This is a genomic window from Kribbella sp. NPDC050459 (assembly GCF_040655315.1).
In the GTDB taxonomy this organism is placed as follows: domain Bacteria; phylum Actinomycetota; class Actinomycetes; order Propionibacteriales; family Kribbellaceae; genus Kribbella.
In genome coordinates, this window is the sequence record NZ_JBFAJQ010000017.1 from 82,596 (window position 1) to 109,234 (window position 26,639).

A 26,639-nucleotide genomic window follows, 5' to 3' on the forward strand; every position below is an offset into this window, starting at 1 on the left:
ATCCATTCCGTGATCATCACGTATAGACGAACTGGGCACTCGCGACGCCGCCCGCGTCGCTCACCACGCGTACCCAGTGCGCACTGAACCCAGGCGGGAAAACGTGTGACCGAACCTGCCCCGGCTCGACCGTCAACGTCTCCACCGCACCGAACCGGCCGTGGCCGTGGAAGTCGATCTCGACCGTGATCGACAGCGGCGTCGCGGAGAAGTTCTCCAGGTGCAGGCACTTTCCGTCGAATCCCGTCATCAGGTACGGGTCGGACGGAACGCCGGCGGAAACCGGCGTTTCCCACCACGGCCCGCCCCACCCGGCCGGTTTCCCGAAGCTCCACAGGTCGTCGGTCTTGCCGAACCACAGGCCGGACTGCGGCTCGGCCGTCGTCGGGTTCTGCCCGTGGCTCGGGGACGCGTTGTCCGCGCCCGCCACCAGCAGTCCGCGCCACGAGCAGAAGTCGCCGAGCACCCACAGGTGCGTCGAGATCGGGCGGATGCCCCAGACCCGCCCGCCGTACGCCCATGGCGACACCTCGTAGAACATCCCGTGGTGGTCCATCAGCAGCCGCTCGTGCTCGACCTCGCGGATCCGCGGCCATTCCGTCTGCCACTTGTGGTCGAAGCAGTGCGACGCCTTCGGCAGCCGGTACCGCGTCCATTTCCGGTCCGATTCGGTGAACACCTCGAGGATCGCCGACGCCCGGTCCCAGCCGGTCGCGAAGATCGTGCCGCCGAACTCGTGCCGCCCGCCGATCGCCGTGAACGGATCCTCGCGCAGGATCCGCCACTGCGTACCGTCGTACTCCGCCAGCCGGCCGCGCGACCGCTCGCCCGCCCATTCCGGCTCGGAGTACTCGTTCGAGCACACCACCAGCCGGCCGAAGCTCGTGTAGCAGTCCTTGTAGTGCACCTTCATCTCGCCGTCGGTGCCGAGCTCGTCGTTGAGGTCGAAGAGCTGGGTGCACTCGTACGTCGTGACGTCGAGCTCGAACAGCTCACCCTCCATCGCGAGCACGTAGACGTGCGTGTCCGGCTTCGTCAGGTGCCGCGCCGTACCGCAGACCCGCAGCGGCGCCAGCTCCGGGACCGTGACGATCTTGTGGTCCGCGGAAATCACGTGCGGTCCGAGGACCAACCGAGAGGTCGGAAAATGTACGAAACGATTCGTGTACGTTCCGTCCACGCCCAGAGTTTCCGGAACGATTTCCATCGACAGGTCGGCGTCGATCCGGCGCAGGCTCACCCCCGCACCGGACGCCGCCTTGTGGGAGTTGTAGTTCTGGACGTAGAGCTTCCCGTTCCACGGCATCAGCGACCCGACGCCGAGCTCGCTGCGCGGCGGACCGAAGTCGCCGATCTGGGCGAGATGCGGAAAGACACCGGAAATGTTCATTTGATCCCTGTATGCGTCATGGCCGCGATGAAGCGGCGTTGCAGGACGACGAAGACGATCAGCACCGGCACGATCGAGATCACCGAGGCGGCCATCGTCAGGCCGGGCGCGATCTGGCCCTGTTCGTCGACGAAGTTGGTCAGGCTGAGCGGCAGCGTGTACCGGTCCGGGTTGCTGATCAGCACCAGCGGCGTCTCGTAGTCGTTCCAGGACCACACGAAGGCGAGGATGCCGAGCGCGCTCATCACCGGTGTTGCCAACGGCAAGTAGATCCGGGTGAACACCTGCCACTCGTTCGCGCCGTCCATCCGCGCCGCCTCGGCGAATTCGGCCGGCTGGCTGACGAAGAACTGGCGCATCAGGAACGTGCCGAGCACGGTGAACATCCCCGGCAGGATCAATGCCCAGAGCGTGTCGTACAGCCCGAGCTTCTGGAAGTAGATGAACCGCGGGACGAGCAGCAGCTGCGCCGGGATGATCGCTGTCGCGAGGTACAGCAGGAACAACTTGTCCCGGCCCTTGAACGACATCCGCGCGAACGCGTAGCCGGCCATCGTCGCGGTGATCAGCTCGCCCGCGACCCGCAGCAGCGCGACGAACACCGAGCGGCCGAACGCCGGCAGCACCGAGGTCGCCCCACTCAGCACGGTGCTGAAGTTGTCCCACTGGAACGGGTCCGGGATCCACTGCATCGGGATCTTGTACGCCTCCACGTCCGGCTTCAGCGCGGTCGAGATCATCCACGCGAACGGCGCCAGGAAAGCGATGGCGAGGATCCACAGCGGGATCCCCCAGATCCATTTGCTGTATTTCCTAGTCATTGAGGGCCCTTCCGCGCTGCGCCCGCCAGGTCACCAGGGTCAGGACCAAGACGCCGACGAAGGTCACCAGGCCGATCGCCGACGCGTAGCCGAACCGGTAGAACTGGAAGCCGGTCTGGTACATGTAGTAGGAGATCGTGGTGGTCGCGTCGCCCGGACCGCCCGCGGTGATCAGCGCGATCAACCCGAATCCCTGGGACGCGCCGATGATCATCGTGACCAGCAGGAAAACGGTGGTCGGCAGCAGCGCCGGCCAGGTGATCACCCGGAACTTCGCCCACGCGGACGCGCCGTCGATGTCGGCCGCTTCGTACAGCTGCCGCGGGGCGTCCTGCAGCGCGGACAGGTAGATGAGCGAGCAGTACCCGACGCCGCCCCAGACCGCCATCACGATCAGCGCCGGCAGCGCCCAATGCGACGACGCGAACCAGCCGGGCTGTACCCCGAACGCGTCGAGGACCTGGTTGACCAGGCCGGCCTTCGGGTTCATCAGCATCAGCCAGGTCATGCCGATCGCGACCACGTTGACGATGTACGGCAGGAAGAAGATCGCCCGGAGGACGGCGCGGCCCGGCAGCGGGCGGTTCAGCGCGATCGCGAGCGCCAGGCCGAGGACGACGGTGAGCGGGACCGACACCGCGACGTACACCAGCGTCAGGCCGACCGCGTGCCAGAAGCCCGGGTCACGGGCGATCGCGACGAAGTTGTCGATGCCGTTGAACGTGATGCCGCCGAGGCCGGACACCAGATTCCAGTCGGTGAAGGCGAGTACGACCACGCTGATCAGCGGGATCAGCGTGAACGCGGCCACGCCGAGCAGGTTCGGGGCGATGAACAGGAAGCCGATCCAGCCGGACGGCCGGATCCCCGGACCCTTCGCGGTCCGGGCCTCGGTACCGGCCGCGACGACGGTGGCGGTGGCCATCAGGGCCTCCTCTCGTTGCGGGCGATCGCGGCGTCGGCGAGCCGCCGTACCTCGCGGATCGCGACGCCCGGGTCCTTCTCGCCGAGCCAGCACAGGTCGCGCTGCTGCTTCATCGCCAGCGAGATCTCCGGGAACCCGGTCAGCCGGGTGTCGGTGGCGAGCTTCGGGTCCGACGCCAGGACGACCCGCCGGAACGAGTCGAGGTCGAAGTACTTGTCCGGTTCTTTTCCGAGCATTCCGGAAACGATCTGCTCGTCGGTGACGTTGCCGAGCGCCGGCATCTTGCCGCCCTTGAGCATCGGCGTCGCGCCCTCGGTCAGCCAGAACTTCACGAACGCCCAGGCCGCCTCGAACTTCGGCGACTTCGGGTTGACCATGATGAAGTTGCTGTACGAGCCGCCGTTCCAGTTCTGGCCGTCGACCGTCGGCGGCGGGGCGAACGCGACCTTGAAGTCGTGCGGGTACTTCTTCGCGTCGTACAGGTACCGCAGGTTGAACGGGGCGGTCGACCAGAGGTGGAACTCCGCGCCCAGGAACGAGTTCTGCTGGTAGGCGTCCAGGTGCCGCGACAGCACCTCGGTCCACGGGAAAGCGGTGCCCTCGGCGATCATTTCCCGGCCGAGCCGGAAACCCTGCTCGAAGTGCGGATCACCGAAGTTGGAGCGGTTTCCGTCGTACCAGTAGTTCGGGCCGAGGGCGATCCGGGCGACGTCCGGGAGCGTGTACGTGCCGACCGTCTTGTCTGTCGTCAGTTTCCGGGCCGTCGCCCGGAACTCCTCGATCGTCCAGGAGTGCGGCAACTCGACACCGGCCTGCTGCCGGAGCTTCTCGTTGAACAGCACGAAGAACGGTTCGCGTGCGGAGGCCAGCGCCTTGACCTTGCCGTTGTCGATGTACGACCGCGGCTGCTCGGTGTCCAGGAACACCTGCAGTTCCGGATCCGCCCGCACCCGGTCGGTCAGGTCCGCCGCCAGTCCGGACCCGGCCCGCAGCGCCATCGCGGCCTGCGAATACGTGAAGTAGACGTCGATGTCGACGCCACCCTGGAGAGCGGTGTCGAGCTTGAGGTTGCCGCGGTCGTCGTTCACGAACCGCGTGTAGTTCACCTTGTACTGCGGAAACTTCGCCTGAAACGCCTTCACCACATCGGCCGGCCCCGACGCCGCCGGCACCCCGCCCCACACCTGCAGGGCCCCTGACCGCCCACCGTCCGCTCCGGAACACCCCGGCACGACAGCAGCGGCCAGCCCCGCCCCCACCCCGGCCAGCACCTCCCGCCGAGAAAAACTTTTGCGCCTCACACCACACCTCCCACCAGATTGCGCAAAAGATTAGCGAGAGGAGGCCTTCTTGCCTAGAGGTCGCGTAAATCTTTTTCAAGCACGCCCGGGGGCGCGGCAGGCCGGGCTGAGGGCCTCAGAAGGTGCAGTTCACCAGCACGGGCTCGTTGACAAGGGTGATGTCGAAGGACTGCCGCACCTGGGTCCGGACGTGCGTGGCCAGGGTGAGGAGCTCCTTGGCGGTCGCCTGCCCGCGGTTGGTGAGGGCCAGCGTGTGCTTGGTGGAGACGCCGGCGTTGCCGATGGTGAAGCCCTTGGACACACCGGCATGTTCGATCAGCCAGGCCGCGCTGGTCTTGACGCGGCCGTCGGCCTGCGGCCACTGCGGGGCACCGGCCGGGACGTCGGCGGGGGTGTCGAGGATCGGGTTGGTGAAGAAGGAGCCCGCGCTCCAGGTGTCGTGGTCGACGGGATCGAGGACCATGCCCTTGCCGCGGCGCAGGCCCAGCACGGCTTCCCGGACATCGGTCATCGGCGCGCGCGAGCCCGGTTCCACGTCGAGGACGCGCGCGAGTTCGGCGTACCCGACCGGGGCGGACAGGTCGCCGAGCTTCAACTGGAACGCGACCTCCAGGACGACGTACCGCGACGGGTCGGCCTTGAAGCGCGAGTTGCGGTAGCTGAACCCGCAGTCCGCGGCGAACATCGTGCGGACCTGGTTGTCGGTCCGGTCCCAGACCCGCACCGACGCGATCGTCTCGGCGACCTCGTGACCGTACGCACCGACGTTCTGCACCGGGGTCGACCCGGTGAGCCCGGGGATGCCGGACATCGACTCGAGCCCGCTCCACTCCTCGGCGATCGCCCGCTGCACGACGTCGTCCCAGTCCTCACCGGCCGCGATGTGCACCATCGCGCCGGAGCACATGTCCGCGTCGATCCGGATGCCGGACGTCGCGACCTTGATCACGGTCCCACGGAAACCGTCGTCACCGATCACGACGTTGCTGCCGCCGGAAAGCAGCAGCACCGGCTCGCCGGCGGCGTCGGCATCGCGAACCGCGGTGATCAGGTCGTCCTCGGTGCCGACCTCGAGGAACTTGTCGGCAGGCCCGCCGATCCGCAGCGTGGTGTGGTCGGCCAGCGACACGTGCGTACTCACCGGACGCGCACGACCGCCTTGGCCCGGCCGAGCACCTTCTCCTCGCCGGACACCGCGGTGATGTCGATCTCGGCCAGGCCGTCCGCGACCTTGCCGACCGTGGCGGAAAACGTCACAGTCGCGCCCTTGTCGTCGTCCGGTACGACGACCGGCTTGGTGAACCGGACCCCGTACTCCACCAGGTCGGCCGGGTCGTCGAGCCAGTCCGTGACCACGCGCACCGCCGACGCCATCGTGAGCATCCCGTGCGCGATCACGCCGGGCAGCCCGAGCGCGGCGGCCATCCGGTCGCTCCAGTGGATCGAGTTGAAGTCGCCGCTCGCCCCGGCATACCGGACCAGGTCGTCACGCTTGAAGGTGACGGTCAGCGGCGGGAGCTCCGTACCTGCCAAACTCATCGTCGTCCTCGCTTCGCTCCGGGCGCCGATGAGGCACGAGTCGAGCTGTACTTGATGATGAACTCGCTCCGCTCGTTCATGTGTCCGCCCGGTTGTGCGAGAGGGTCGACGTCGAGGTGGCGATCGGTTCGCCGTCGACCGTGGTCAGCGCGGTCTCGTACATGATCACCTCGACGGGACCGGCCTTGCGCACGGTCGTGATGGTGGCGGTCGCCGCGATCTCGTCGCCGGCCTTGATCGGGCGCGTGTAGCTGAACTTCTGCGCGCCGTGCACGATCCGGTCCAGCCGGAGGCCGAGCTCCGCGTCGCCGAGCAGCTCCTCGAGCGCCCGGCTGCCGATCACGAACGCGAACGTCGGCGGCGCGATCGGGTCAGCACCCCGGTACGCCGGGTTACCGTCGCCGATCGCGTCGGCGAACTCCCGGATCTTCTCCCGGCCGACCTGGTAGGACCCGGCGGCCGTGTAACTGCGGCCGACCATCGTGGCGTCGATCGTCATATCCGCTAACCCTACTGGCAGACTGTGCCGAGGGTTTCCGCCGCCCACGATTCCGACGGAGAAGGTTGAACGTGACGGCAGTGGCGGCGCTGGCGAAGTACGCGCCTCGGTACCGGCTGGAGATCGGTGAGCCGGAAGGCTCGGACTGGTTGCGGGCGGACCGGATCCTGGAGCCCGGGAGTCCCGAGCTGACCGAGTTGCTCAAGCGGGACGACGAGGCCAGCTCCCACCGGTCGGCGCACGCGAACGCGCTCAGCATGATGTCGTTCTACGCCGGCCGCGCGCCGGCGACCGCGCTGCTGCTCTGGGCGCTCGAGGGACACGTCCTCGACATCCGTCCGCAGAACCTCTGGGTCCGCCCGCACCCCGGCCACGGAATCGCCGCGGTCGCCGTTCGTTCCGCGGATTTCCTGCCCGGCGGGCTGAAAACGCTGTACGACGTCGTCCTGCGGAAACACCTGCTGCCACTTTCCGAGGAGCTGCACCGGCGGTCGCGGGCCGGCCTGCGGCAGGTGTACGGCGGCGTGGCGGCCGGCTGCGCGATGGGGTTCTGCGCCGCGACCCGCGAGGACGTCACGGTCGAGCCGGCGTATCTGCTCGAACGGTGGCAGACCTTCGTCGCCAAGGCGCCGGGCGGACTCGCGCGGCTCGGCGACGTGGAGGTGGCGGGCGGGAAGCTCGTCTACCTGCGGAACACGTGCTGTCTGTACTACACGAGTGAGACCGGCAACGGCACGCTCTGCGGCTCCTGCTGCCTGACTCCCCGTGACGAGCGTCTCACCGCCTACGAGGGCGGCCGGCCGATCCTCTCCGTCTGAGGGAACAGCAAAAGGCCGCTCCGGGTGATCCGGAGCGGCCTTCGCGAAGCGATACCGAGGTCAGCGGGTCTCGCGGTGGTCGGTGTGGTCGTTGCACCGGTGGCAGTACTTCTTCAGCTCAAGACGGTCCGGGTCGTTACGCCGGTTCTTCTTGGTGATGTAGTTCCGCTCCTTGCACACCGTGCACGCCAGAGTGATCTTCGGGCGGATGTCGGTCGACTTGGCCACTGCTGCCTCTTCTGTCAGGAGTGCGCAACTGAGGTGATCGCACTCTCGATGTACTGCCGTTGGTGGGTAGCGGGGGCGGGAGTCGAACCCGCGACACCACGATTATGAGCCGTGTGCTCTAACCACCTGAGCTACCCCGCCGCAAGAGTCCGTCATCTCACCCGGCGGACCGGGTGAGATGTCGTTCTCAGAGCCCCTTTACGGAATCGAACCGTAGACCTTCTCCTTACCATGGAGACGCTCTGCCGACTGAGCTAAAGGGGCGGGCCGAGGAGAGAGATTACACGGTCCCCCACCTCGATGTGAAATCGAGCCAGGAGCGCCTTGCAGGCCCCTCAGTCCGTCCCGGAAAGCATACCTGCTCCGGCGAGTGCTTCTGACCAATTTCCGCCCCGGCCCGACGCGGTCGGCGAGACCGCGGGGCCGATGGCGTCGCACCGATGTCGAGAGCTCCCGGACGGCTTCGTCTCACTGGCAGAACCTACGAGAGGAGCACGAATGTCCGAGACAGCGATGCCGCCGGTGGCTTCCGCCGCGGAGTGGGCCGCGGCCCGTGCCGAACTGCTGGTCGCCGAGAAGGAGGCCACGCGCACGCTCGACCGGATCGCGGCGCAGCGGCGGCGACTGCCGATGGTGCGGTTCGGCGAGTACGCGTTCACATCGACCGATGGCCCGGTCACGCTGCGCGAGCTGTTCGGCGAGCACCGCCAGCTCGCGCTGTACCAGTTCATGGACGCCGGCCCGGACGCGTTCTGCGGCGGCTGCACGTACTTCACCGAGAACGTCGCCAATCTCGACGGGCTGGCCCGCAACGACATCGCCTGGGCGACGGTTTCCGACATGCCGGTCGAGCAGATGGCCGGGTACTGGAAGGACAAGGGCTGGGGACACATCCCGTTCGCGTCCTCGGCGGGTACGACGTTCTCCGCCGACTGCGGCGCCGGCGGCGGTTTCCTGCTGAACCTGTTCCTGCGCGACGGCGACAGCGTTTTCCGCACCTATTCGACCGGTCAGCGCGGGGTCGACCACCTGCTGTTCAGCAGCACCGTTTCCGACCTCGCGGCGTACGGCCGGCAGGAGGACTGGGAGGACTCACCGGCCGGCTGGCCGCAGGCGCCGACGTACGGCTAGGACCTAGGTCCAGACGCGGCTCGGGTATGCCGCCCGGAGCGACGGCATCACATCCGTGACGAAGGTCTCGACGGACTCCCGGTTCGCCGCCGCCGGGAGTCCCGGGACCTCCAGGGAAATCCCGGAAAGCTCGTGCCCGAACGCTTCCTGGTAGCGGCCGAACTTGTCGATCACCTGCTCCGGCGATCCGACCAGCACCGACCCGCCGTCGAGGAACTCCTCCAGCGTCCGGAACGGCAACTGGTTGTGCCGGGCGCCCGGCGAGTCCATGAACGCGTCGAAGACCGGCCGGTACCCCTCGACCGCCTCCTGCGAGGTCTTCTTCACGTACAGCCCGTTGAACCCGGCGCCCACGACGGCCGCCGCCGGGTCCCGCCCGTACGCATCCCAGCGCTCGCGGTAGTGCCGGATCAGGCCGGCGTACTTCTCCAGCGGATGGAACCCGTTCGCCGAGAACAGCGGATCGCCCCAGCGCGCGGCCAGCCCGGTGGACTCGGTCGACGATGCCGAGCCGTGCCACAACGGGATGCCGTCCGATCGGTACGGCCGCGGTTGCGTGGTCGCGTCCGTCAGCGCCGGGCGGTAGCGCCCGGACCAGGACACCCCGGTCTCGCGCAGCAACCGCCGAAGCAGCTCGTGCTTCTCCCGGTTGCGGTCCCACTGCCCGTCCAGCTCGTACCCGAACAGCGCGTTCTGGTCCGGGTCGTTCCCCTTCCCGATGATGATGTCCAGCCGTCCGCCGGACAGCTGATCGAGCGTCGCGTAGTCCTCCGCCACCCGTACCGGGTCCAGCAACGACAGCACGGTCACCGTGGTCAGGAGCCGGATCCGCGACGTCACCGCGGCGATGTAGGACAGCACGACCGGCGGCGACGAGGAGATGAACCGCTGCGCGTGCCGCTCCCCCACGCCGTACGCGTCGAACCCGAGCTCTTCGGCCCACTGCGCCTGCTGGACGACGTGCCGGAACCGTTCGGACGGCGTGAGCTGTACGCCGCTGATCGGATCCGGCGAGTTGTCGATCAGCGTGTACGTACAGAACTTCACCGCACCTTCTTCTCGCCGGCCGTCACGGGGAGACCGAGGCGGTTGCCAGGCGCTGGCGCGGGGCACGTCCCGTACGCCGTGAACGCGAACGGCAGGTTGATCGTCCGGTTGAAGTCGATCCGCACCGATCCGTCCCGCTCGACGGGCCCCGTGGTCACCGTGCGCCAGGGTGCGGTCTCCTCCCCGTTCGTCCTGTCGTGGAACGCGACGTTCAGCCGGCTGTCGCTCGCGGCGGTCGCGACCAGCTCGTACGCCGTACCGCCGAGTGCGACGTGCACGGCGCCGATCGCGGTGATGTGCTGACGCAGGTCGTCGCGTGCGGTCGCCACCTCCACGCGTCGGGCCTTGGGGTACGGGCTGAAGTAGCCGGTCACCGCCCACGCATCGTCGAGCGGAAACGCCGGAACGCCGTCGAACGCTGTCCGCGTCGCAGCCTCCGGATCCCGTTGGCGAACGGCGTACCGGCCGCCGCGGAGAACGAGTTCCACCAGGCGGTTTCGGTGCAGCAACCAGCTGAGCGAACCGGCTTCCGGAACGCTCGCGGAAACCGTTCCGTGTACCGGCTCGCCGCCGAGCGACAGCCCGCCGGCGGTGGTCACGTGTGCCTGTTCGTCGGCCCACCACTGCCCGGGCAGGCCGGCGATCGCCGCCGGAGTGGCCGGCAGCCAGTCGAAGGCGACGACGGACAGCCAGCCGTAGTCGGTGTCCAGGTCGCGCTCCCGGGCGGTGTGCCAGGTCTGCCAGTCCAGCTCCAGGTCGGAAACGACGGTCATGATGCTTTCCTCTGTTCGCGGTGGGCTACCTCGGAACGGACCAGCGGAATGACGTACCGGCCGAAGTCGATCGCGTCGTCGTAGATGTCGTAGCCCCGGGCGGAGAAGATCCGGATGCCGAGGTCGTAGTAGTCGAGCAGCGCGGCGGCCACGGTGTCCGGCGTACCGACCAGCGCGGTGGAGTTTCCGCCGCCACCGGTCAGGCCGGTCGGCGCCGTCCAGAGCGCGCGGTCGTGGCGCTCGCCGGCCGCGACGGCTTTCAGCAAGCGCTGCGATCCAGCGTTTTCCGGAGTCTTCGACCGCAGCCGGGTGCTCGCCGGGACGCCGCCGGCCTGGACGACCTTGATCCGGCCGAGAATGCTTTCCGCCTTCGCCCAGGCGAGCTCCTCGGTCGGCGCCAGGATCGGCCGGAACGCGATCTGGATCGCCGGACGGTCCGCCCGGCCCGCCTTGGCCGCCGCGGCGTCGATGGTTGCGAGCTGCTCGCGGGTCCCGGCCAGCGGTTCACCCCAGAGCGCGAAGATGTCCGCCTCGGCCGCGCCGACCGCGTACGCCGCCGCGGACGAGCCGCCGAACGAGATCCGCGGCCGCGGCTGCTGGAGCGGCTTGATGTCGGCGAGGAACTGCTCGAACCGGTAGTGCTTGCCGTTGAAATCGAACCGGGTGTCCGACGTCCAGGCTTGCTTGAGGATCTGGATGAACTCGGCCGTCCGCGCGTACCGGTCGTCCTTCGCCAGGAAGTCGCCCTCGGCGGCCTGGTCCGCGGTGGAGCCGCCGGTGATCACGTGCACCTCGAACCGGCCGCCGCTGAGGTGGTCCAGGGTCGCAAACGTTCTCGCGGTCAGCGTCGGATAGGCGACGTTCGGCCGGTGCGCGACGACCAGGTTGATCCGCTCGGTGCGCCCGGCGACGTACGCCGCGACCTGGGCCGGGTCGGGCGAGCCCGAATGGTAGGCGAACAGGATGCGGTCCCAGCTGTTGTCCTCGTGGGCACGCGCGAGTTTGCTGGTGTACTCCAGGTCCAGCGGTCCGCCGGTTCGCGGCGTCACCTCGCTGGCCGGGTTGGTTCCGGCGATACCGAGGAACTCAACTGGCATGGCGTTCTTCCTTCCGTACGGTGGGTGCGAGCAGCGTGAGCAGGTCCCGGGCGACGGCGTCGTTCTGCCGGAAACCAGGACCGTTGAAGTGCGGGCGGGAGAATCCCGACGAGCCGGCCGATCCGGAAACCGACGGTCCGAGCAGGAACAGCGCCGGATGGACCGATCCGTCGGCGCGGATCGCGCGGCAGCGCGAGTCCGCCTTCAGCTGGCCGCCGCCGAGGCTCGTCCCGTCGGCCGCGAACAGCTCGTCGGCCGCCAGCGCACCCGAGTCGAGCAGACCGCGCAGCAGCGGGTCGGTGGTCGCGAGTACGTCGGGCCGCGGCAGCCGCGCCTCGACGAACGCCCGCGCGCGGATCTCACCCGCGACGCCAGGGCTGGTGGCCACGAACTGGTCGTTGTCGAGAGCAACTTCCAGGTCGGGCCCCGCGAACCGGACGATCCCGGCCCGGTGCAGCGCGAGTAATTCCTCCAGCCGCCGCGGCGGCGGCCCACTCGCCACGAACGAGAAGAATCCGTGCCACTCGCCCTCCACCCGCCGCACCCGGTCCTCGTCCGACAACTGCCCGTCGGTGATCGCCCGCGACAACACGCTGTAGACACTCAGCAGCGAGTTGAACACCGCCAGATCAGCCGAGTACGCCGAATCCGCCCGCCGCAGCAGATCCCCCTCGATCAACGCGACCAGGAACTGCTCGAACCGCTCCCGCTCCCCGAAGAACGCCCCCGCCAACGGCCGATCCACCTCCGCCCGGACAAACCGGTCCGCCGGGTCAGGCACCGCGGCCGCAACCGCTGCGGCAAAGCCGCCATCAGATCCCGGGTGACCTGCCTGCGAACCCTGGACGGGCGTCCACCCGTCCAAGGCCTCCGCGAAGCTTTCCCACGACGATCGGACCCGCGCGGGGTGCGCCAGGAACAGCTGCTGGTAGTGGGCGTAGGCCAGCTCCTTCTCGATCAGCGGGAGCACGTCCCGGTCGAAGTCGAGCGGTCCGTCGCCCAGCGCCTCCTTGGTCAGGTAGCGCGTCGGGACGGGCTTCGTCCCGGGCACGGTGTAGCCGAGCTTCGCGTGGTACGGGACGCCGCGGCGGGAGCCGACGTACAGGATCGGCTCGTCACCGGACGGGTGGTACCGCAGCAGCCCGTCGCACTCGTCGTACCAGCCGCCGCGGCCCTCGGTGAGCAGCACCATCAGGTCGACGAACGCCTGCCCGAATCCGCGGACGATCACCGGCGCGTTCGGCCACAACCCGTCCAGGTCGACGTCGGCGGTGTAGCCGGGCGGGACGTAGGCCAGCCCGGCGTCCGCGGCCTGCGCCGCCCACGCCGCTTCCGATGCCGTCGGCAACCGATCCAGGTAGCCGAGGGCCAGCACCACCGCGTCGGCCGCGATCTCCCGGCCGGACTCGAGGATCACCCGCCGGTCCGCCGTGAGCTCGACGGCTCGCTCGCGATGCGTGGTGACGCTCGCGGGGAGATCGCGGACGACACGCCCCCACACCCACGCCAGGTACTCCGCCTGCACCAGCCGTGGTGGGAAGTCCATCGGCCCGGGCGCTTCGAGCCCGGCCTTCTCGAGGATCACCGCGCCCTCGCCGGCGACCCAGCCGGCGAGGTCCGGCCCGGGCACGATCGGCCCCTCGCACTCGACCGACTCGTCGGTGAAGATCGTGACGTCGGATGTCATCGAGTTCATCCACAGCAGCCGCGACTGCTCCCGCCGCCAGATCCGCCCGCCGCCGACCGGATACGGATCGACCACGTGGATCTCGACCCGGCGGCCGTCGAGCAGTTCGCGGGCGCTGGCCGCGAATCGTTCCAGCAACCCGACCGTCCGCGGCCCGCCACCGACGAACACCACCGTCGCCGCCGATTCCTTCCACGCATGCAGCTCGGCCACGGTCATCGGACCAGCCCGAGATGATCGCGCAGCGTGGAGCCGCCGTACTCGGAACGGAAAACGCCGCGTTCCCGCAGCAACGGGACCACCCGGTCGACGAAGTCGTCGAGTCCGGACGGGGTGAGGTGCGGAACGAGGACGAAACCGTCGGCAGCGTTTTCCTGGACGTGCCGGTTGACGGCCTCCGCGACCGTGCTGGGCGACCCGACGAACGTCTGCCGGTTCTGCTGGTTGATGACGGTCTGCCGCAGCGACCAGCCGTGCGCCGCCGCCTGCGCCCGCCACTCGGAAACGATCGGAAACGGATCGTCGTAGCCGACCCGCCCCTGCGTCACCGACGACCCGACGACCGGGTCCTCGGCCGGCAGCGGACCGTCCGGGTCGTACGCCGACAGGTCGCGCCCCCAGAGCAGCTCGGCCAGCACCAGCGCGGTCGGCCCGGAAACCTGCTGTTCCCGGATGTACGCCGCTTTCTCGATCGCGTCGGCGTCGGTGTCCGCGACCACGACCGTGACCGCGGGCATGATCTTCAGCGACTCGTCGGTCCGCCCGTACTTCGCCAGCCGCGCCTTGACGTCCTTGTAGAAGGTCTGCCCGGCCGCGAACGTCCCGTGCCGGCTGAAGATCACGTCCGCGCTCGCCGCGGCGAACTCCCGCCCCTCGTCGCTGTCACCGGCCTGGATGACGACCGGCCGGCCCTGCGGCGAGGGCGGCAGACCGAACCGGCCGCGGATCGTGAAGTGGTCGCCGTCGTCCGCGAAGGCCCCAGCGCCCGCGCGGGCGAAAACGCCTTCCGCCTGGTCGAGGACGAGCTCGTCGGCGCTCCAGGAGTCCCAGAGTTTCCGCACGATCCGCAGCGTTTCCTGTGCCCGGACGTACCGGTCGGCCCGGTCCAGGTACCCGCCGCGCCGGAAGTTCTCGCCGGTGAAGGCGTCCCAGGACGTCACCACGTTCCAGGCCGCGCGGCCGCCGGAGACGTGGTCGAGCGTCGACAGCCGCTTCGCCAACTCGTACGGCTCGTTGAAGGTCGAGTTCACCGTCGCGGCCAGGCCCAGGTGCGTGGTGACCGCGGCCAGCGCACTGAGCACGGTCAGCGACTCGGGCCGGCCGACGACATCGAGGTCGTGGATGCGGCCCTTCACCTCGCGCAGCCGCAGCCCCTCGGCCAGGAAGAAGAAGTCGAAGGTTCCGCGTTCCGCCGTTTCCGCCAGCTGGCGGAACGATCCGAAATCGATCTGCGAGCCGGCCGCCGGGTCCGACCACACGGTGGTGTTGTTCACGCCCGGGAAGTGCGCGGCGAGATGGATCTGCTTGGTCATCGCGCACTCCTCGCGTACCTGTTGTCCGGCCGCCGCAACCCGAGCCGCCCGCGCAGGCTCCCGGCGCGCTCCCCCGGCCCGGCCAGCCCGCGTTCTCGCAGCGCCGGGAGCAGTTGCTCCGCGATCACCGGCACGTCCAGCTCGAGCGACGCCGGCCGCAGATGGACGCCGTCGACCCCGGCGCCGGCCCACCGCGCGATCGTCCCGAGCAACTGCCCGACACCCTCGGCGTGCGGCCGCACCCGAACCGACACCAGCACCACCGGCTGCCCCGCACGACGGCGAGGCGCGTCAGCGGTCACCGCCACACTCCGTCGCCCGCCCTCGGAGGCGACACTCACGCTCCGCCGGTCACCGTCCCGCAGCACCCGAACCTGCGTGGGCACGTCGTCGGACTCCGGCAGGAACACGAGTTCCGCATCGGCCGCCGGCGCCAGCGCCTCCGCGCCCGTCACCCGGATCGCGGTGATCGGGTGCCCTTGCGGCGGCCGGGGCACGATCGACGGTCCCTTGACGCTGAACGTCGGCGTCTCGAAGTCGACGTAGTGCAGCTTCTCCCGGTCGACGTACCGCCCGGTGGCCGCGTCGCGAATGATCGCGTCGTCCTCCCACGAGTCCCACAGCCGGCGCCCGGCGTCGACGACGTACCGCGCCTCGCGCCAGGTCTCGGCGGCGGGCGCCGGCACGCGCCGCCCGACCACCGCGGCCGCCTCCGCCGACGTCGAGACCTCCGCGATCCACCCGGCCCGCCCTCCCGAGATGTGGTCGAGCGTCGCGACGGACGCCTGCACGTGGAACGGCTCGGTGTGCGTGACGGTGATCGCCGGCAACAACCCGATCCGCTGCGTCACCGGCGCGACCCGCGCAGCGAGCCCGAGCGCATCCAGCCGCACGCTGACCCGATCAGGTACGTCGTCCGGCGCCTCGAGTGCATCGGCGAACGTGACGAGATCAACGCCCGCCGCCTCCGCCCGCTGCGCCGCCCGGACGGCGAGCTCACCGGTCAGTACCGCCCGCGGATCGACCTCGGGCCCGCGCCACGCCCCGGGATCCCCGCCCGCACCGTCGATCTCGATCGCGGTGATCAACGGCCTGCTCATGATGCCGCCCGCAAGGCCACGGAAAGTTCTTTCCGGAACTGCAACGGGCCGATCGACTCGGGATCGACGTCGGTGTCGAACTGCGGCTCGAATCCAGCCGCCAGGTACAGCGCCGCCGCCTCCGGCTGCCGCGGCCCCGTCGTCAGGTACAGCCGCCGGTACCCGAGATCGAGCGCTGCCGCCTCGAGTTCGGCGAGCACGCGCCGCCCGAGGCCCTGCCGCCGGTGCACCTGCGACGTCCACATCCGCTTCACCTCGGCGGTCTCGTCGTCGTACCGCCGGATCGCACCCCCGGCCACCGTCCGGCCGCCGGACCGCAGCAGCACGAACGCGCCGCCCCGCTCGGCGTGGAAATCCGACGGTGGAACCTCGGTCAGCTGCGTGTTCTCGTTCGTCCGCCCGTACCGCGTGCTGTACTCGACGACCAGATCCGCGAGCAACGGCGCCGCCTCCGGATCCTCCGGGCGGGCCCGGATCGCCTCCACACCGGCGAGTTGCACCGGCGTACCCTCCACCGGTTGGCCGCCTTCGACGGTAGCGAGGAACGCCTCCGTGACCTGGTACAGCGGGACCGACGCGGTCGGGTCGAGCAGCAGCCCGCCACCGTCGTACAGCTGGATGTGCGACGACAGGACGAACCACCCCTGGCCGATCGCGCCCGCGCCGAGACTGGTGAGCACCGGCCGGAGCGCGTAGTCGATCACCAGCACATGCGCCGGCGTACCGCCCGTTGCCAGCGGCAACACTGTCTTGCCCTTCAGTGCGTACTGCGGCAGCAGGTCGAGGAACACCTTGAGCAGCCCCGAGTACGCCGCCTTGTAGACCGGCGTGGTGACGACGACGGCGTCGGCGGCTTCGAGGATCGCCGCCGCAACGGCGATCGCCGGATCATCCGCCTGTCCGCGCAGCAGCGGCTCGGCGGGCAGGTCGCGCAACACGATCGGGGTGACCGTGTGACCGTGGCTGATCAGGCGCTTCGTGACGTGCTCGAGGACCGCGTCGGTGCGGGAGGAAAGCGACGGACTACTGGAGATCGTTGCGATGGTCGCCATGAATGCTCCTATTTCTTCGGCAGGCCGGGCGGATTGATCAGCGATTTCGGGACGGCCTCGGCCTGCAGACCCCACTTGGCCAGCACCTTCGCGTAGCTGCCGTCGGCGATCGCGGCGTTCAGCGCGTCGGCGAGCGGCTTGACCAGGCCGTTGTCCTTCTTGGTCGTGATCCCGACCAGACCCTGCACCGGGTAGCTGGACGAGACGGTGCCGACGATCTCGGTCTTGTGCTGGGTCGCGACGTGGTACGACGCGTTCGGGTTCGGTCCGAGGTACAGGTCGATCCGGCCGGACTGCAGCGCGAGATAGGTGTCTGCGGCCTGCTGGTAGTACTTGAGGTTCGCGGGTTTCCGCCCGGCGGCGACGTTCTGCTTGTTCCAGTCGAGAAGGATCGCTTCCTGCAGCGTTCCGGAACCGACCGCGACGTTCTTTCCGGAGCTGTCCGCCGGACCGGTGATCTTCAGGCCCGAACCGGTCCGGGCCTCGAACGCGTGCAGACCCAGCCGGTACGTCGCGAAGTCGTACTTCTCCTTACGCAGTTCGGAAACGCCGATGTTCGAGATTCCGACCTGGTACTTTCCGGAGTCGAGCCCGAGGAACAGGTTCTCCCAGCTGGTGGTCTCGATCTCGGCCCGGAGCCCGAGCACGCTCGCGACCAGGTAGGCGACGTCGATCTCGACCCCGATCGGCGTCTTGTTGTCGTCGGCGGTGAACCCGAGCGGCGGCAGACCGCCGCCGGCCGAGCCGTTCCCGATCACGAGTTTCCCGGACTCCCGCACCGCCGCCGGCAGCTCGGCCGCGATGCTGTCCACCTTCGCCGACGTGACGTGCTGCTGGTCGGCCGAGGTGTCGAACGCGACCACCGACGCGTCACCGCTCTTCGCGACCTGCCCGGCGGCGGTCTCCGTCTGCGGGTCGGCGCAGCCGGCCGCCGCCAGCAGAAGCGCCCCGATCGCTGCAATCCAACGTTTTCTCATCTGTCGTCCTCAGCTCGTCAGGGGAAGGCCGGGCGGGTTGATCTCGGACTGCGTGACCGCCTCGTTCGACACGTTCCAGCGGTCCAGGACCTTGGCGTAGCTGCCGTCGGCGATCACGCCGTCGATCGCCGCCTCGTACGCCTTCACCAGACCGCTGTCCTTCTTCGTGGTGGCCGCGATCAGCCCCTGCAGCGTCGGCCCGGCGCCGGAGAACTTGCCGATCGTCTCGGTCTCCCCCGACGTCTTCACGTGGTAGGCGATCGACGGGTTCGGCCCGAGGTACGCGTCGATCCGGCCGGAGCTCAGGGCGAGGTACGTGTCGGTGTTCTTCTGGAAGTACTTGATCGTCGCGGCCGGCAACCCGGCCTTGACGTTGGCCTCGTTCCAGTCGACGAGGATCTTCTCCTGGTTCGTCCCGGAGCCGACCGCGATCGTCTTTCCGGCGATGTCCTTGCCGCCGGTGACCCGCCAGGTCCCGCCCTTCTTCGCCTCGAACGCGATGTCGTCCTTGCGGTACGTCGCGAAGTCGTACTTCTGCTTGCGCTTCTCGGTCACGGTGATGTTCGAGAAGCCCACGTCGTACTTGGCGGAGTCGAGACCGACGAACAGGTTCTCCCAGCTCGTCACCTCGATCTCCGGCCGCAGCCCGAGCGCCTCGGCGACCAAGTACGCGATGTCGATCTCGAGACCGATCGGTGTCTTGTTGTCGTCGGCGTAGAAGCCGAGTGGCACGCTGCCGCTGCCGAACCCGGCGCCGACGACCACCGTGCCGCGGTCGCGCACCTTCGCGGGCAGCAGGGCGGCCGCGGCGTCGTTCTTCGTGGTGGTGACACGGCGTTGGTCGGCCGATATGTTCACGCCGGTGTCGGAGGTGGCGGCCGTGGCTTGCGGCTCGGTGCCACACCCGGCCAGGGCGAGCAGCAACAGACCGGCGGCGATCAGGGGACGTTTCATCACAGAACCTTGGAGATGAAGGCGCGAGTGCGCTCGTGGACGGGGTTGTCGAGCACCTCGCGAGGTGGACCCGACTCGAGGATCCGGCCGCCGTCGATGAAGACCACCGTGTCGGCGATCTCCCGGGCGAAGCCGATCTCGTGGGTGACGACGACCATCGTGGCGCCGTCGCGAGCGAGCTCCTTGATCACGTCGAGGACCTCCCCGACGAGCTCCGGGTCCAGGGCGCTGGTGGGCTCGTCGAACAGCAGGACCTTCGGTTTCAGCGCCAGCGCCCGGGCGATCGCGACGCGCTGCTGCTGACCGCCGGACAGCTGCCGCGGGTACACGTCGGCCTTGTCACCGACGCCGACCCGCTCGAGCAACTCGCGCGCGATCGGCTCGACCTCGCTGCGCTTGCGGCGCTGCGCCGAGATCGGTGCCTCGACGACGTTCTGCAACGCGGTGAGATGCCCGAACAGGTTGAAGTTCTGGAACACGAAGCCGACCTGCGACCGCTGTCGCAGGATGTCGCGCTCGCGCAACTCGTGCAGCCTGTTCCCGCGCCGCTTGTAGCCGACGAGCTCGCCGTCGATCGTGACCAGCCCCCGGTCCACCTTCTCGAGGTGGTTGATCGACCGCAGCAGCGTCGACTTACCGGACCCGGACGGACCGAGGATCACGGTCACGGTGCCGGCCCGGACCTCCAGGTCGACGCCCTTCAGGACCTCCAGCTCGCCGAAGCTCTTGTGCACTCCCTTGACGTCGATCACCTGGCCGCCGCCTTCCACGAGCTCCACGTCCGGCGGATCCGTTGCAGCGGCGTCGGCGGCAGCGTCCGCGCCGTACCGCGGGCGAAGTGGCGTTCGACGTAGTACTGCACGATCGACAGCAGCGTCGTCAGCACGATGTACCAGACGGTGGCGACCATCAGCAGCGGTACGACGCGACTGTTCCGGCCGTAGATCACCTGGACCTGGTAGAAGAGCTCCGGGATCGCCATCACCGACACGATCGAGGTGCCCTTGAACAGGCTGATCACCTCGTTCGCGCCGTTCGGGAGGATCGAGCGCATCGCCTGCGGCAGCACGATCCGGAAGAACTGCCGCGCTTTCGGGATCCCCAATGCGGCCGCGGCCTCGAGCTGACCGGCGTCGACGGAAATGATCCCGCCACGGATGATTTCCGCGGCGTACGCCGCCTGGTGCAGGGCCAGGCCCAGGACCGCGGCGCCGAGCGGACCGAACAGGTTGTTCGTACTGAAGTGCACGAACTCCGGGCCGAACGGGATACCGAGGCTGAGCTCCTGGTAGAGGTAGGCGATGTTGAACCAGAACAGCAGCTGCACGATCAACGGGATCGAACGGAACGCCCAGATGTAGCCCCAGGCAACGACCTGGAGGAACGGGCTGCTGGACAACCGCATCGACGCGAGCACGGCGCCGAGCACGAACCCAAGCACCGTGCCGTACGCCGTCAGCTGCACGGTCACCCAGAGCGCGGAGAAGATCGTCCGGGTGGTGAAGAACTGGAAGAACGTCGGCCAGTCCCAGCCCGGATTCGTGACGAGCCCGTGCACGAACATCGCGAGCAGGACGAGCACGACCCCGACGCCGACCCAGCGCCACGGATGCCGCCGGGCGACGACGGTCAACTCGACATCGAGCGGTACTGCGGTGGCCGGCGGACCGGTGGTACCGGACGCGGACGTGACTGAAGTGGTGGACACGATGACACTCCCTGGCGGTGGGCAGGCTTCGCGGGCCCTCGAGCGCTGGAGGGCAGCAGGCGACAGGCGTCCGGAGCGGACGCCTCAACAGGACGCGAGGTAACTCAGATCAGCACAGACAGAGCGCGCTGGAGACCCGGAGAAGATCGATGTGGAGGCGGTAGTACGGCGGCTTGCGCGTCATCCCCGTCCCCTCTCGTCGGTCGTGTCATCTCAGTATGGGACGCTGTTGAAAGATTAGTAAGTCAGTCGACAAAGCTCTCAATATATGGACGGCTTATACCGGCCCGGAGGGGCTGCCCGGCGCCATCCGGGAAGTGATCCGCGTCACGATCGCGGGGACTTTCTTGCCCGCCTGATTCACGCCTGAGCGTGCACCGGGCGGCAAGGGGCCCTCACCGACCGTGTTCGATTTCGTTTGATCTTTTCGTAATGGCGTTTGGGCGCTCCTGACCCTCTCGTTATGGTCGTTGAGGCCGTCGGTCCCCCTCACCGGCGGTTTCCCCTCCCTGGAAGGTTTTCCGTGCCCACTCACCAAGACGCGCCGCATGCAGATCGGCAGGCGTCCAGCCTCTCGGCTGCCTCGCGCCGGGTGGCAAAGCACCGCTCCTCCCGTCGCAGCGTCCGCCGTACCCAGCTCATCGGCCTGACCGCCGCCCTGGCGGCCGCGGCCGGCACCACCACCGTCGGACTCAGCTCGTCCGCGAGCGGACCGGCCACTGCGTCCGGAAGCACCGGTCTGAGCCCCACACAGGCCGAAGCCCTGACCGCCGCCCGCGTCGATCGGCGCGACCTCGGATCGCGGGACGCGTCCCGGATCGACCTGTCGCTCGCATCGAGCCGGAAGGCGGCCGCCGACGCCGCCGCGAAGCAGCGGGCCGCGAAGCTCGCCGCGAACGCGACGCTGACGCAGCGCCGAGCGCTTGCCCTGGCCGCCGCGAAGGCAGCGGCCGCCCGCAAGGCCGCGGCCCAGGCGAAGGCCCTGGCCGAGGCTCGCGCAGAAGCCGTCGCGAAGGCTGCGGCCATCAAGGCGGCTGCCGCCAAGGCTGCGCCGAAGGTCGTGCTGCCCACCACCGGCTACCACCTGACCGCCCGCTTCGACCAGGCCGGTGGCCGCTGGGCGCACAACCACACGGGTCTGGACTTCGCGGCCCCGATGGGTACGCCGGTCCGCTCGGTGATGGCCGGTGAGGTCATCCAGGCCGACTTCGAAGGCGCCTACGGCCGCCAGGTGAAGGTGCGGCACGCCGACGGGACCGTTACGTCGTACAGCCACATGTCCGAGTTCGACGTCTCCGTCGGCGACTCGGTCAAGGCCGGCACGATGGTCGGCCGGATCGGCATGACCGGCAACACCACTGGCCCCCACGTCCACTTCGAGGTCCTGCCCGGTGGCGGCTCGCCGATCAACCCGGAGCCCTGGCTCCGCGACCACGGCGTCAACCCGTAACCCGCTAGCGTTCCCCCGACCATTTCCAAGAGGGGGAACTCTTGAAGCTCTGGAAACTCGCGCCGGCCGTCGCAATCCTGGCGGCCGGCCTGACGGCCACCCAGCCCGCACAAGCTGCCACGCAGCGAGCGACGGCGGCCTGCGCGCTCGCGATTCCCGCACGCATCAGCGTCAGCGGGTCGTACAACCTTTTCTACGCGCGCCTGGGCGCCGGCTGCCCTGACAGCATCTACACGGCGGTGTGGAAGAGCACGCCCGCCGTAACGGCGAAGCCGCAGGGCAGGCTCGAGTTCACGAAGGGCAGTCGCACAGCGCAGTTCGGCTTTTCCGGCGCGTTTCCGGTGCTCGGGACGATCACCTGGCAACCCGCTGGTGGCGCGACGGACATCAACGGCGTCAAGGTCGCCGATCTCGCCACCGGGTACACGGTGTCCCGGTGCGCGTCGGTGGCAGCTCTCTCCGGTGGCCGCCAGGGCAGTCGTACGGCGCTGCTCACCACGGTCTCGTACTGGCGCCCCCTGCACGACCGGTACGAGCGCTGGGCCGGTAAGAAGGTGCTGATCCAGTACCAGGACATCGGTACGACGACCTGGAAGGGCCTGGCGTACGTCACCACCAACAGCGTCGGACAGGTGACGTACAACTACTACCCGAACCGCACCCGCCGGTACCGCGTGTACGTTCCCGGCACCACCAGCATCTGGGACGACTACTCGCCCGTCATCAGTCGTTAGAGCGTCTTTGCCATGTCGAGGGCGGCGATGTAGTCGCCCTCGATGAGGAACTCGTTCGGGTGGGTGCCCTCGACAACGTAGCCGTGCCGTTCGTACAGGCGGCGGGCGGCCGCGTTGGTGCTGTGGACGTGCAGGCTGATCTTGCGGGCGCCGCGGAGACGGCCTTCGGCGGCCGCGGCCTCCAGGAGTGCCGAGGCGACACCGAGGCGGCGCGCGTCGTGGGCGACCGCGAGACCGTTGATCGTCAGCACCCCCGCGCCCTCGGGGAACTGGTACTTGTCCTGCAGGCGCAGGTACCCGACCACGGTCCCGTCGTGCTCCGCGACCAGATGCGCCTCCGGTCCGCTCCGGCTAAAGAAAGTGTCCTGCAGGGTGTCCTGGTACGACGGGAAACCCGACGACGCATCCCAGGCGCTCCGCTCGATCGCGAGCAGCGCCGCGTCGTCCTCCTCGACGGCGCGGCGTACGGTCACCTGCTGGCCGGCTGATCGGCGGTCGTCACTCACCGCACCATCCTCGCCCGTCGACCGGGCCAACTGCCTGCCGGGTCAGCTTCCGAGCTCCCGCAGGACGACGGTTGCCGTCAGGCCCCCGTCCGGATTCGGGGCCAGCTCCAGCCGCCCGCGATGGACCTCGACGATCCGGCGTACCAGCGCCAGACCGAGTCCGTGCCCGGCGCCGTAGCGGTCCTTCGCGAACGGTTCGACGAAGGTCCGCACCCGCGCCGCGTCCAGGATCCCGCCGTCGTTCCGGACCACGAGACAACCGCCGGAAACTCGCACGGAAACCGTTCCGCCGCCGTGCCGGATCGCGTTCTGCACCAGATTGGTGACGACCTGGTGCAGCAGTACGTCGTTCCCCTCGACAACCGATTCCGTGAGCTCGGACGACAGCGTCGTACCCGCCTCGGCGGCCTCGGCGGACAGCGCCGGCCAGGCCGAGCGCACCACCGCCGCGAGGTCGACCGGATCGACCTCGACCTCGCGGTTGTCCAGTGCGGTGAGGCTCAGCAGGGTCTCGACGATGTCGATTCCGCGCTGATTCGTCTCGGCCAGCCGTTTCACCAGCTGCGGCACGTCCTGGTGCTCCGGATCGGCCTGCGCGACGTCGAGCATCGTCTTCATCACGGCGTGCGGTGTCCGCAGCTCGTGCGAGGCGTTGGCCGCGAACCGCCGGTACTGCTCGAAGGACGCCTGCAGACGGTCCAGCATCTCGTCGAACGTGTCCGACAGGTCGGTGAACTCGTCCCGGATCCCGGTCAGCCCGATCCGGTGGTCGAGCGACCCGCTCGCCGCGCGCCGCGCCGCAGCCGTGATTTCCTGCAACGGTTTCAGCATCCGGCCGGCGAGGATCCAGCCGCCGACCAGCCCGACGAGCGCCAGAAAGCCCAGCGTCCAGGCGGACAGTTTCACCACCAGGTCGAGAATCTCCGCGCGCGACGGCGGCTGGCCGGACTGCAGGTCCCGCGGATTCGCCGCGGTCAGCGGGTAGTTCGGAACGATCCGGAAAACCAGCCAGATGATGCAGGAAACGGCGGCGCCGGAAACGACCAGCAGACCGGCGTAGCTCAGCGTCAGCCGCAGCCGGACCGTCAGCCGCGGCCGCCGCGTCATCAGGCGCTCGCTCATGATTCACCGACCCGGTAGCCGACGCCCGGCACCGTGTGGATCACCCACGGGTTTCCGAGCTGTTTCCGTAGCGCCGAGATCGTGATCCGGACGACGTTGCTGAACGGGTCGGCGTGTTCGTCCCAGGCCTTCTCCAGCAGTGTTTCCGCGCTGATCACACCGCAGCGCGCAGCCATCAGCAGCTCGAGCACGGCGAACTGCTTGCGAGTCAGTTTCACGTACCGGTCGAAGCGGTACACCTCGCGACGGTACGGATCCAGGCGGACGCCGGCGTACTCGATCACGGTCGGCGGGGTCGCCGCGGGGCGGCGGACCAGGGCCCGCAGCCGGACGACGAGTTCGCGCAGCTCGAACGGTTTGGTCAGGTAGTCGTCGGCGCCGAGTTCGAAGCCCGCCACCTTGTCGTCGAGGTCGCCGGCCGCGGTCAGCATCAGCACCCGGCAGCCGATGCCCTGCGCAACGATCTGCCGGCAGACCTCGTCTCCGCTGACGCCGGGCAGATCGCGGTCGAGGACCACGACGTCGTACGCGTTCACCGTCACCGCATCCAGCGCGGAACGGCCGTCGAAGGCCAGGTCGGCCGCGATCGCCTCCAGCCGCAGACCGGCCTGGATCGCCTCGGCGAGATACACCTCGTCCTCGACGATCAGCACCCGCATACCGTCCATTGAAGCAGGCTGCGCGTATCGAAAACGTAAAGGAATCCGCAGACGCTGCTGCAACATCGGCTCCGATGAACTGGTCGGCATGCTGATCAATCACCTGCGGCGCGGGCGCCGGCCGACCGTACCGGGCCGGCTGGCGATCGTTGCCACCGTCATCGGTCTCGTCCTGACCGGCTGTACAGCGGTTTCCGGGGCAGACGAGACGTCACCGTCGAGCGCCGGCCCGGCCTCCAGGTCAGGCCGGTCGTCAGGATCCGGCTCGGCGCAGGGCGGACCGCCCAGCGCCGCGGACGGCGTCCTGCCGGACCACACCTCGGCGTACGACACCGATCTGCCCGGGGTCGCCAAGCTCGATCCCGCGCTGCGCGAGGCAGTCCAGCGGGCCGAGACCGCGATGACGAAGGACGGCATCACGATGCAGGTCACGACCGGGTGGCGGAGCAAGAAGTACCAGGAAGAGCTGATGGAGAAGGCGATCCGCAAGTACGGCAGCAAGAAGAACGCCAAGGAGTACGTCGCCGATCCCGACGAGTCCCACCACGTCACGGGCCACGCCGTCGACATCGGACCGACCGACGCCGACGACTGGCTGAACCGCCACGGCAGCCGCTACGGCCTGTGCCAGACGCTGTCCAACGAGATCTGGCACTTCGAGCTGGCGACCACGCCCGGCGGCACCTGCCCGCCGATGACCACGCCGAAGAAGTGACGTCAGCTGGACGGAACCCCGATCGCTCGGCGCACGACCGCGTCGAAGGTACGGTCGGGCAGCACCTCGCGGAGGAAGATCAGCGGCCTGGCTCCGAAGCCGACGGCGTACCGGGTCTTCGGCCTGCGTGCCTGCACCGCCTTGGAGATCGTCCGGGCGATCAGCTCCGGCGCGGAGGCGCGCCGCTGATTGGACTCCGACGAGAGCGAGTCGGCGACCGCGTTGCCCTGCGGGGCGTACGGACCGGTGGAGGAGACCGCCCGGAGCTTGCCGGCAGCGATGCCGGCCCATTCGGTCTTGATCCCGCCGGGCTCGATGACGACGACGTCGATACCGAAGGGCTTGAGCTCGAGCCGCAAGCAGTCGCTGATCGCCTCCAGCGCGAACTTGGTGGCGTGGTACCAGGCGCCGAGCGGGGTGTGGATCTTGCCACCCATCGACGTGATGTTGACGATCTTTCCGGACCGCTGCGCGCGCATCTGCGGGAGCACGAGCTGGACGAGCCGCGCCGCGCCGAAGACGTTGACCTCGAACTGGTAGCGGGCTTCGTCGAGCGGGACGTCCTCGACCGCGCCGTACGAGCCGTAGCCGGCGTTGTTGACCAGGACGTCCAGGCGGCCCGTCTCGGCGAGGATCTTCTCGACGCCGGCCTGCATCGAGGCGTCGTCGGTGACGTCCATCGCGATCGGGCGGATACCGGAGCTGGTGAGGTGGGCCATCCGCTCGACGCGGCGGGCCGCGGCGTAGACGGTGTAGCCGGCCTCGGCCAGTTCCAGCGCGGTGGCTTCACCGATGCTGGAAGAGGCGCCGGTGACGAGGGCTGTCGGCGTGCTCAAGGTAGTTTCCTTTGCTGCGGTTCTGCTGTGGACACGGC

General features: G+C 68.9%; 29 protein-coding genes and 2 tRNA genes. 5 read left to right on the top strand and 26 right to left on the bottom strand.

All coding sequences use genetic code 11. The annotated features are described in order from the left end of the window. Positions 1 to 16: 16 nt before the first annotated feature. From AB0I12_RS37610 to AB0I12_RS37640, 7 genes are all read right to left on the bottom strand, one after another. A complete protein-coding gene (locus tag AB0I12_RS37610) occupies positions 17 to 1,390 on the bottom strand; it encodes a hypothetical protein (RefSeq protein ID WP_359939556.1) in 1,374 nt (457 codons plus the stop codon). Further along, entirely contained in the window at positions 1,387 to 2,211 is an 825-nt protein-coding gene (locus AB0I12_RS37615; protein WP_359939559.1) for a carbohydrate ABC transporter permease, read from the bottom strand. The genes AB0I12_RS37610 and AB0I12_RS37615 overlap by 4 nt, the downstream gene beginning before the upstream one ends. Next, complete coding sequence (locus AB0I12_RS37620) at positions 2,204 to 3,136, bottom strand: sugar ABC transporter permease (RefSeq protein WP_359939562.1); 933 nt, start codon at positions 3,134 to 3,136, stop codon at positions 2,204 to 2,206. Before AB0I12_RS37620 ends, AB0I12_RS37615 begins: the two co-directional genes overlap by 8 nt. Beyond that, positions 3,136 to 4,437: an ABC transporter substrate-binding protein gene (locus tag AB0I12_RS37625; RefSeq protein ID WP_359939565.1), complete on the bottom strand. Its 1,302-nt coding sequence runs from the start codon at positions 4,435 to 4,437 to the stop codon at positions 3,136 to 3,138. Before AB0I12_RS37625 ends, AB0I12_RS37620 begins: the two co-directional genes overlap by 1 nt. A gap of 115 nt (positions 4,438 to 4,552) precedes the next feature. Further along, positions 4,553 to 5,578 carry a UDP-N-acetylmuramate dehydrogenase gene (locus tag AB0I12_RS37630; protein ID WP_359939568.1) on the bottom strand — a complete coding sequence of 342 codons (1,026 nt, stop codon included), beginning with the start codon at positions 5,576 to 5,578 and terminating at the stop codon, positions 4,553 to 4,555. Then, complete coding sequence (locus tag AB0I12_RS37635; protein WP_359939570.1) at positions 5,575 to 5,976, bottom strand: MaoC/PaaZ C-terminal domain-containing protein; 402 nt, start codon at positions 5,974 to 5,976, stop codon at positions 5,575 to 5,577. Before AB0I12_RS37635 ends, AB0I12_RS37630 begins: the two co-directional genes overlap by 4 nt. Positions 5,977 to 6,052: 76 nt before the next feature. Then, on the bottom strand, positions 6,053 to 6,475 hold the full coding sequence (locus AB0I12_RS37640) for a MaoC family dehydratase N-terminal domain-containing protein (protein WP_359939573.1): 423 nt from the start codon (positions 6,473 to 6,475) through the stop codon (positions 6,053 to 6,055). 71 nt (positions 6,476 to 6,546) lie between these two features. Between AB0I12_RS37640 and AB0I12_RS37645 the strand changes: the two genes are divergently transcribed. Next, positions 6,547 to 7,293, top strand: coding sequence for a (2Fe-2S)-binding protein (locus AB0I12_RS37645; RefSeq protein ID WP_359939576.1), 747 nt, complete (start codon positions 6,547 to 6,549; stop codon positions 7,291 to 7,293). 60 nt (positions 7,294 to 7,353) lie between these two features. On the opposite strand, the gene rpmG is transcribed toward AB0I12_RS37645, so the two are convergent. The 3 genes from rpmG to AB0I12_RS37660 form a co-directional block, all read right to left on the bottom strand. Continuing rightward, on the bottom strand, positions 7,354 to 7,521 hold the full coding sequence (gene rpmG, locus AB0I12_RS37650; protein WP_130384703.1) for a 50S ribosomal protein L33: 168 nt from the start codon (positions 7,519 to 7,521) through the stop codon (positions 7,354 to 7,356). A gap of 67 nt (positions 7,522 to 7,588) precedes the next feature. Next, a tRNA-Met gene (locus AB0I12_RS37655) sits at positions 7,589 to 7,662 on the bottom strand. Positions 7,663 to 7,712: 50 nt separating this feature from the next. Then, positions 7,713 to 7,785 (bottom strand) — tRNA-Thr (locus tag AB0I12_RS37660). Positions 7,786 to 8,019: 234 nt separating this feature from the next. On the opposite strand from AB0I12_RS37660, the gene AB0I12_RS37665 reads away from it, so the two are divergent. Further along, entirely contained in the window at positions 8,020 to 8,652 is a 633-nt protein-coding gene (locus AB0I12_RS37665; protein ID WP_359939579.1) for a DUF899 family protein, read from the top strand. Between the two features lie 3 nt (positions 8,653 to 8,655). Here the strand turns inward: AB0I12_RS37665 and AB0I12_RS37670 are convergent, their stop codons facing one another. The 12 genes from AB0I12_RS37670 to AB0I12_RS37725 form a co-directional block, all read right to left on the bottom strand. Then, positions 8,656 to 9,699: an LLM class flavin-dependent oxidoreductase gene (locus AB0I12_RS37670; RefSeq protein WP_359939582.1), complete on the bottom strand. Its 1,044-nt coding sequence runs from the start codon at positions 9,697 to 9,699 to the stop codon at positions 8,656 to 8,658. Further along, positions 9,696 to 10,472, bottom strand: coding sequence for a DUF1684 domain-containing protein (locus AB0I12_RS37675; protein ID WP_359939585.1), 777 nt, complete (start codon positions 10,470 to 10,472; stop codon positions 9,696 to 9,698). Before AB0I12_RS37675 ends, AB0I12_RS37670 begins: the two co-directional genes overlap by 4 nt. Next, complete coding sequence (locus AB0I12_RS37680) at positions 10,469 to 11,569, bottom strand: LLM class flavin-dependent oxidoreductase (RefSeq protein WP_359939588.1); 1,101 nt, start codon at positions 11,567 to 11,569, stop codon at positions 10,469 to 10,471. Before AB0I12_RS37680 ends, AB0I12_RS37675 begins: the two co-directional genes overlap by 4 nt. Further along, a complete protein-coding gene (locus tag AB0I12_RS37685; RefSeq protein ID WP_359939591.1) occupies positions 11,559 to 13,475 on the bottom strand; it encodes an FAD/NAD(P)-binding protein in 1,917 nt (638 codons plus the stop codon). Before AB0I12_RS37685 ends, AB0I12_RS37680 begins: the two co-directional genes overlap by 11 nt. Then, a complete protein-coding gene (locus AB0I12_RS37690; protein WP_359939594.1) occupies positions 13,472 to 14,788 on the bottom strand; it encodes an NtaA/DmoA family FMN-dependent monooxygenase in 1,317 nt (438 codons plus the stop codon). The genes AB0I12_RS37685 and AB0I12_RS37690 overlap by 4 nt, the downstream gene beginning before the upstream one ends. Then, the gene (locus AB0I12_RS37695; protein ID WP_359939597.1) at positions 14,785 to 15,888 is read right to left on the bottom strand and encodes an LLM class flavin-dependent oxidoreductase; all 1,104 of its coding nucleotides are present in this window, start codon (positions 15,886 to 15,888) and stop codon (positions 14,785 to 14,787) included. The genes AB0I12_RS37690 and AB0I12_RS37695 overlap by 4 nt, the downstream gene beginning before the upstream one ends. After that, positions 15,885 to 16,940: an NADPH-dependent FMN reductase gene (gene ssuE / locus AB0I12_RS37700; RefSeq protein ID WP_359939600.1), complete on the bottom strand. Its 1,056-nt coding sequence runs from the start codon at positions 16,938 to 16,940 to the stop codon at positions 15,885 to 15,887. Before ssuE ends, AB0I12_RS37695 begins: the two co-directional genes overlap by 4 nt. Before the next feature lie 8 nt (positions 16,941 to 16,948). After that, on the bottom strand, positions 16,949 to 17,917 hold the full coding sequence (locus AB0I12_RS37705) for an ABC transporter substrate-binding protein (RefSeq protein ID WP_359939603.1): 969 nt from the start codon (positions 17,915 to 17,917) through the stop codon (positions 16,949 to 16,951). 9 nt (positions 17,918 to 17,926) lie between these two features. After that, positions 17,927 to 18,871 carry an ABC transporter substrate-binding protein gene (locus tag AB0I12_RS37710; protein ID WP_359939606.1) on the bottom strand — a complete coding sequence of 315 codons (945 nt, stop codon included), beginning with the start codon at positions 18,869 to 18,871 and terminating at the stop codon, positions 17,927 to 17,929. After that, a complete protein-coding gene (locus tag AB0I12_RS37715; RefSeq protein WP_359939609.1) occupies positions 18,871 to 19,650 on the bottom strand; it encodes an amino acid ABC transporter ATP-binding protein in 780 nt (259 codons plus the stop codon). The genes AB0I12_RS37710 and AB0I12_RS37715 overlap by 1 nt, the downstream gene beginning before the upstream one ends. After that, positions 19,620 to 20,579 carry an amino acid ABC transporter permease gene (locus AB0I12_RS37720; RefSeq protein ID WP_359939612.1) on the bottom strand — a complete coding sequence of 320 codons (960 nt, stop codon included), beginning with the start codon at positions 20,577 to 20,579 and terminating at the stop codon, positions 19,620 to 19,622. The genes AB0I12_RS37715 and AB0I12_RS37720 overlap by 31 nt, the downstream gene beginning before the upstream one ends. A gap of 109 nt (positions 20,580 to 20,688) precedes the next feature. Beyond that, positions 20,689 to 20,763, bottom strand: a complete 75-nt coding sequence (locus AB0I12_RS37725) for a putative leader peptide (protein WP_359939826.1) — start codon at positions 20,761 to 20,763, stop codon at positions 20,689 to 20,691. 339 nt (positions 20,764 to 21,102) lie between these two features. Between AB0I12_RS37725 and AB0I12_RS37730 the strand changes: the two genes are divergently transcribed. Together AB0I12_RS37730 and AB0I12_RS37735 are read left to right on the top strand one after the other, a co-directional pair. Then, complete coding sequence (locus AB0I12_RS37730; protein ID WP_359939615.1) at positions 21,103 to 22,029, top strand: M23 family metallopeptidase; 927 nt, start codon at positions 21,103 to 21,105, stop codon at positions 22,027 to 22,029. A 41-nt stretch (positions 22,030 to 22,070) separates the two neighbouring features. Further along, positions 22,071 to 22,763 carry a hypothetical protein gene (locus AB0I12_RS37735; protein WP_359939618.1) on the top strand — a complete coding sequence of 231 codons (693 nt, stop codon included), beginning with the start codon at positions 22,071 to 22,073 and terminating at the stop codon, positions 22,761 to 22,763. On the opposite strand, the gene AB0I12_RS37740 is transcribed toward AB0I12_RS37735, so the two are convergent. Genes AB0I12_RS37740 through AB0I12_RS37750 form a run of 3 tightly spaced genes read right to left on the bottom strand, consistent with a single transcriptional unit; the run spans position 22,760 to position 25,050 of the window. Continuing rightward, positions 22,760 to 23,269 carry a GNAT family N-acetyltransferase gene (locus AB0I12_RS37740; protein ID WP_359939621.1) on the bottom strand — a complete coding sequence of 170 codons (510 nt, stop codon included), beginning with the start codon at positions 23,267 to 23,269 and terminating at the stop codon, positions 22,760 to 22,762. The two genes, AB0I12_RS37735 and AB0I12_RS37740, sit on opposite strands and share 4 nt — an antisense overlap. A gap of 42 nt (positions 23,270 to 23,311) precedes the next feature. After that, complete coding sequence (locus AB0I12_RS37745) at positions 23,312 to 24,391, bottom strand: HAMP domain-containing sensor histidine kinase (protein WP_359939625.1); 1,080 nt, start codon at positions 24,389 to 24,391, stop codon at positions 23,312 to 23,314. Continuing rightward, the gene (locus tag AB0I12_RS37750) at positions 24,388 to 25,050 is read right to left on the bottom strand and encodes a response regulator transcription factor (protein WP_359939828.1); all 663 of its coding nucleotides are present in this window, start codon (positions 25,048 to 25,050) and stop codon (positions 24,388 to 24,390) included. Before AB0I12_RS37750 ends, AB0I12_RS37745 begins: the two co-directional genes overlap by 4 nt. Before the next feature lie 88 nt (positions 25,051 to 25,138). Here AB0I12_RS37750 and AB0I12_RS37755 point away from each other — a divergent pair, with 88 nt between their 5' ends. After that, the gene (locus AB0I12_RS37755; protein WP_359939628.1) at positions 25,139 to 25,765 is read left to right on the top strand and encodes a M15 family metallopeptidase; all 627 of its coding nucleotides are present in this window, start codon (positions 25,139 to 25,141) and stop codon (positions 25,763 to 25,765) included. Positions 25,766 to 25,767: 2 nt separating this feature from the next. Here AB0I12_RS37755 and AB0I12_RS37760 read toward each other — a convergent pair whose 3' ends face one another. Beyond that, the gene (locus AB0I12_RS37760) at positions 25,768 to 26,601 is read right to left on the bottom strand and encodes an oxidoreductase (RefSeq protein ID WP_359939631.1); all 834 of its coding nucleotides are present in this window, start codon (positions 26,599 to 26,601) and stop codon (positions 25,768 to 25,770) included. Positions 26,602 to 26,639 lie beyond the last annotated feature (38 nt).

What these genes read in the sequence shown, in the direction of transcription:
- AB0I12_RS37675 (WP_359939585.1), bottom strand. Translation starts at nt 10,472, where the DNA reads ATGACCGTCGTTTCCGACCTGGAGCTGGACTGGCAGACCTGGCACACC.
- AB0I12_RS37665 (WP_359939579.1), top strand. Translation starts at nt 8,020, where the DNA reads ATGTCCGAGACAGCGATGCCGCCGGTGGCTTCCGCCGCGGAGTGGGCC.
- AB0I12_RS37710 (WP_359939606.1), bottom strand. Translation starts at nt 18,871, where the DNA reads ATGAAACGTCCCCTGATCGCCGCCGGTCTGTTGCTGCTCGCCCTGGCC.
- AB0I12_RS37695 (WP_359939597.1), bottom strand. Translation starts at nt 15,888, where the DNA reads ATGAGCAGGCCGTTGATCACCGCGATCGAGATCGACGGTGCGGGCGGG.
- AB0I12_RS37680 (WP_359939588.1), bottom strand. Translation starts at nt 11,569, where the DNA reads ATGCCAGTTGAGTTCCTCGGTATCGCCGGAACCAACCCGGCCAGCGAG.
- AB0I12_RS37610 (WP_359939556.1), bottom strand. Translation starts at nt 1,390, where the DNA reads ATGAACATTTCCGGTGTCTTTCCGCATCTCGCCCAGATCGGCGACTTC.
- AB0I12_RS37620 (WP_359939562.1), bottom strand. Translation starts at nt 3,136, where the DNA reads ATGGCCACCGCCACCGTCGTCGCGGCCGGTACCGAGGCCCGGACCGCG.
- AB0I12_RS37745 (WP_359939625.1), bottom strand. Translation starts at nt 24,391, where the DNA reads ATGAGCGAGCGCCTGATGACGCGGCGGCCGCGGCTGACGGTCCGGCTG.
- AB0I12_RS37615 (WP_359939559.1), bottom strand. Translation starts at nt 2,211, where the DNA reads ATGACTAGGAAATACAGCAAATGGATCTGGGGGATCCCGCTGTGGATC.
- AB0I12_RS37755 (WP_359939628.1), top strand. Translation starts at nt 25,139, where the DNA reads ATGCTGATCAATCACCTGCGGCGCGGGCGCCGGCCGACCGTACCGGGC.
- AB0I12_RS37635 (WP_359939570.1), bottom strand. Translation starts at nt 5,976, where the DNA reads ATGAGTTTGGCAGGTACGGAGCTCCCGCCGCTGACCGTCACCTTCAAG.
- AB0I12_RS37750 (WP_359939828.1), bottom strand. Translation starts at nt 25,050, where the DNA reads ATGCGGGTGCTGATCGTCGAGGACGAGGTGTATCTCGCCGAGGCGATC.
- AB0I12_RS37690 (WP_359939594.1), bottom strand. Translation starts at nt 14,788, where the DNA reads ATGACCAAGCAGATCCATCTCGCCGCGCACTTCCCGGGCGTGAACAAC.
- AB0I12_RS37705 (WP_359939603.1), bottom strand. Translation starts at nt 17,917, where the DNA reads ATGAGAAAACGTTGGATTGCAGCGATCGGGGCGCTTCTGCTGGCGGCG.
- AB0I12_RS37640 (WP_359939573.1), bottom strand. Translation starts at nt 6,475, where the DNA reads ATGACGATCGACGCCACGATGGTCGGCCGCAGTTACACGGCCGCCGGG.
- ssuE (WP_359939600.1), bottom strand. Translation starts at nt 16,940, where the DNA reads ATGGCGACCATCGCAACGATCTCCAGTAGTCCGTCGCTTTCCTCCCGC.
- AB0I12_RS37685 (WP_359939591.1), bottom strand. Translation starts at nt 13,475, where the DNA reads ATGACCGTGGCCGAGCTGCATGCGTGGAAGGAATCGGCGGCGACGGTG.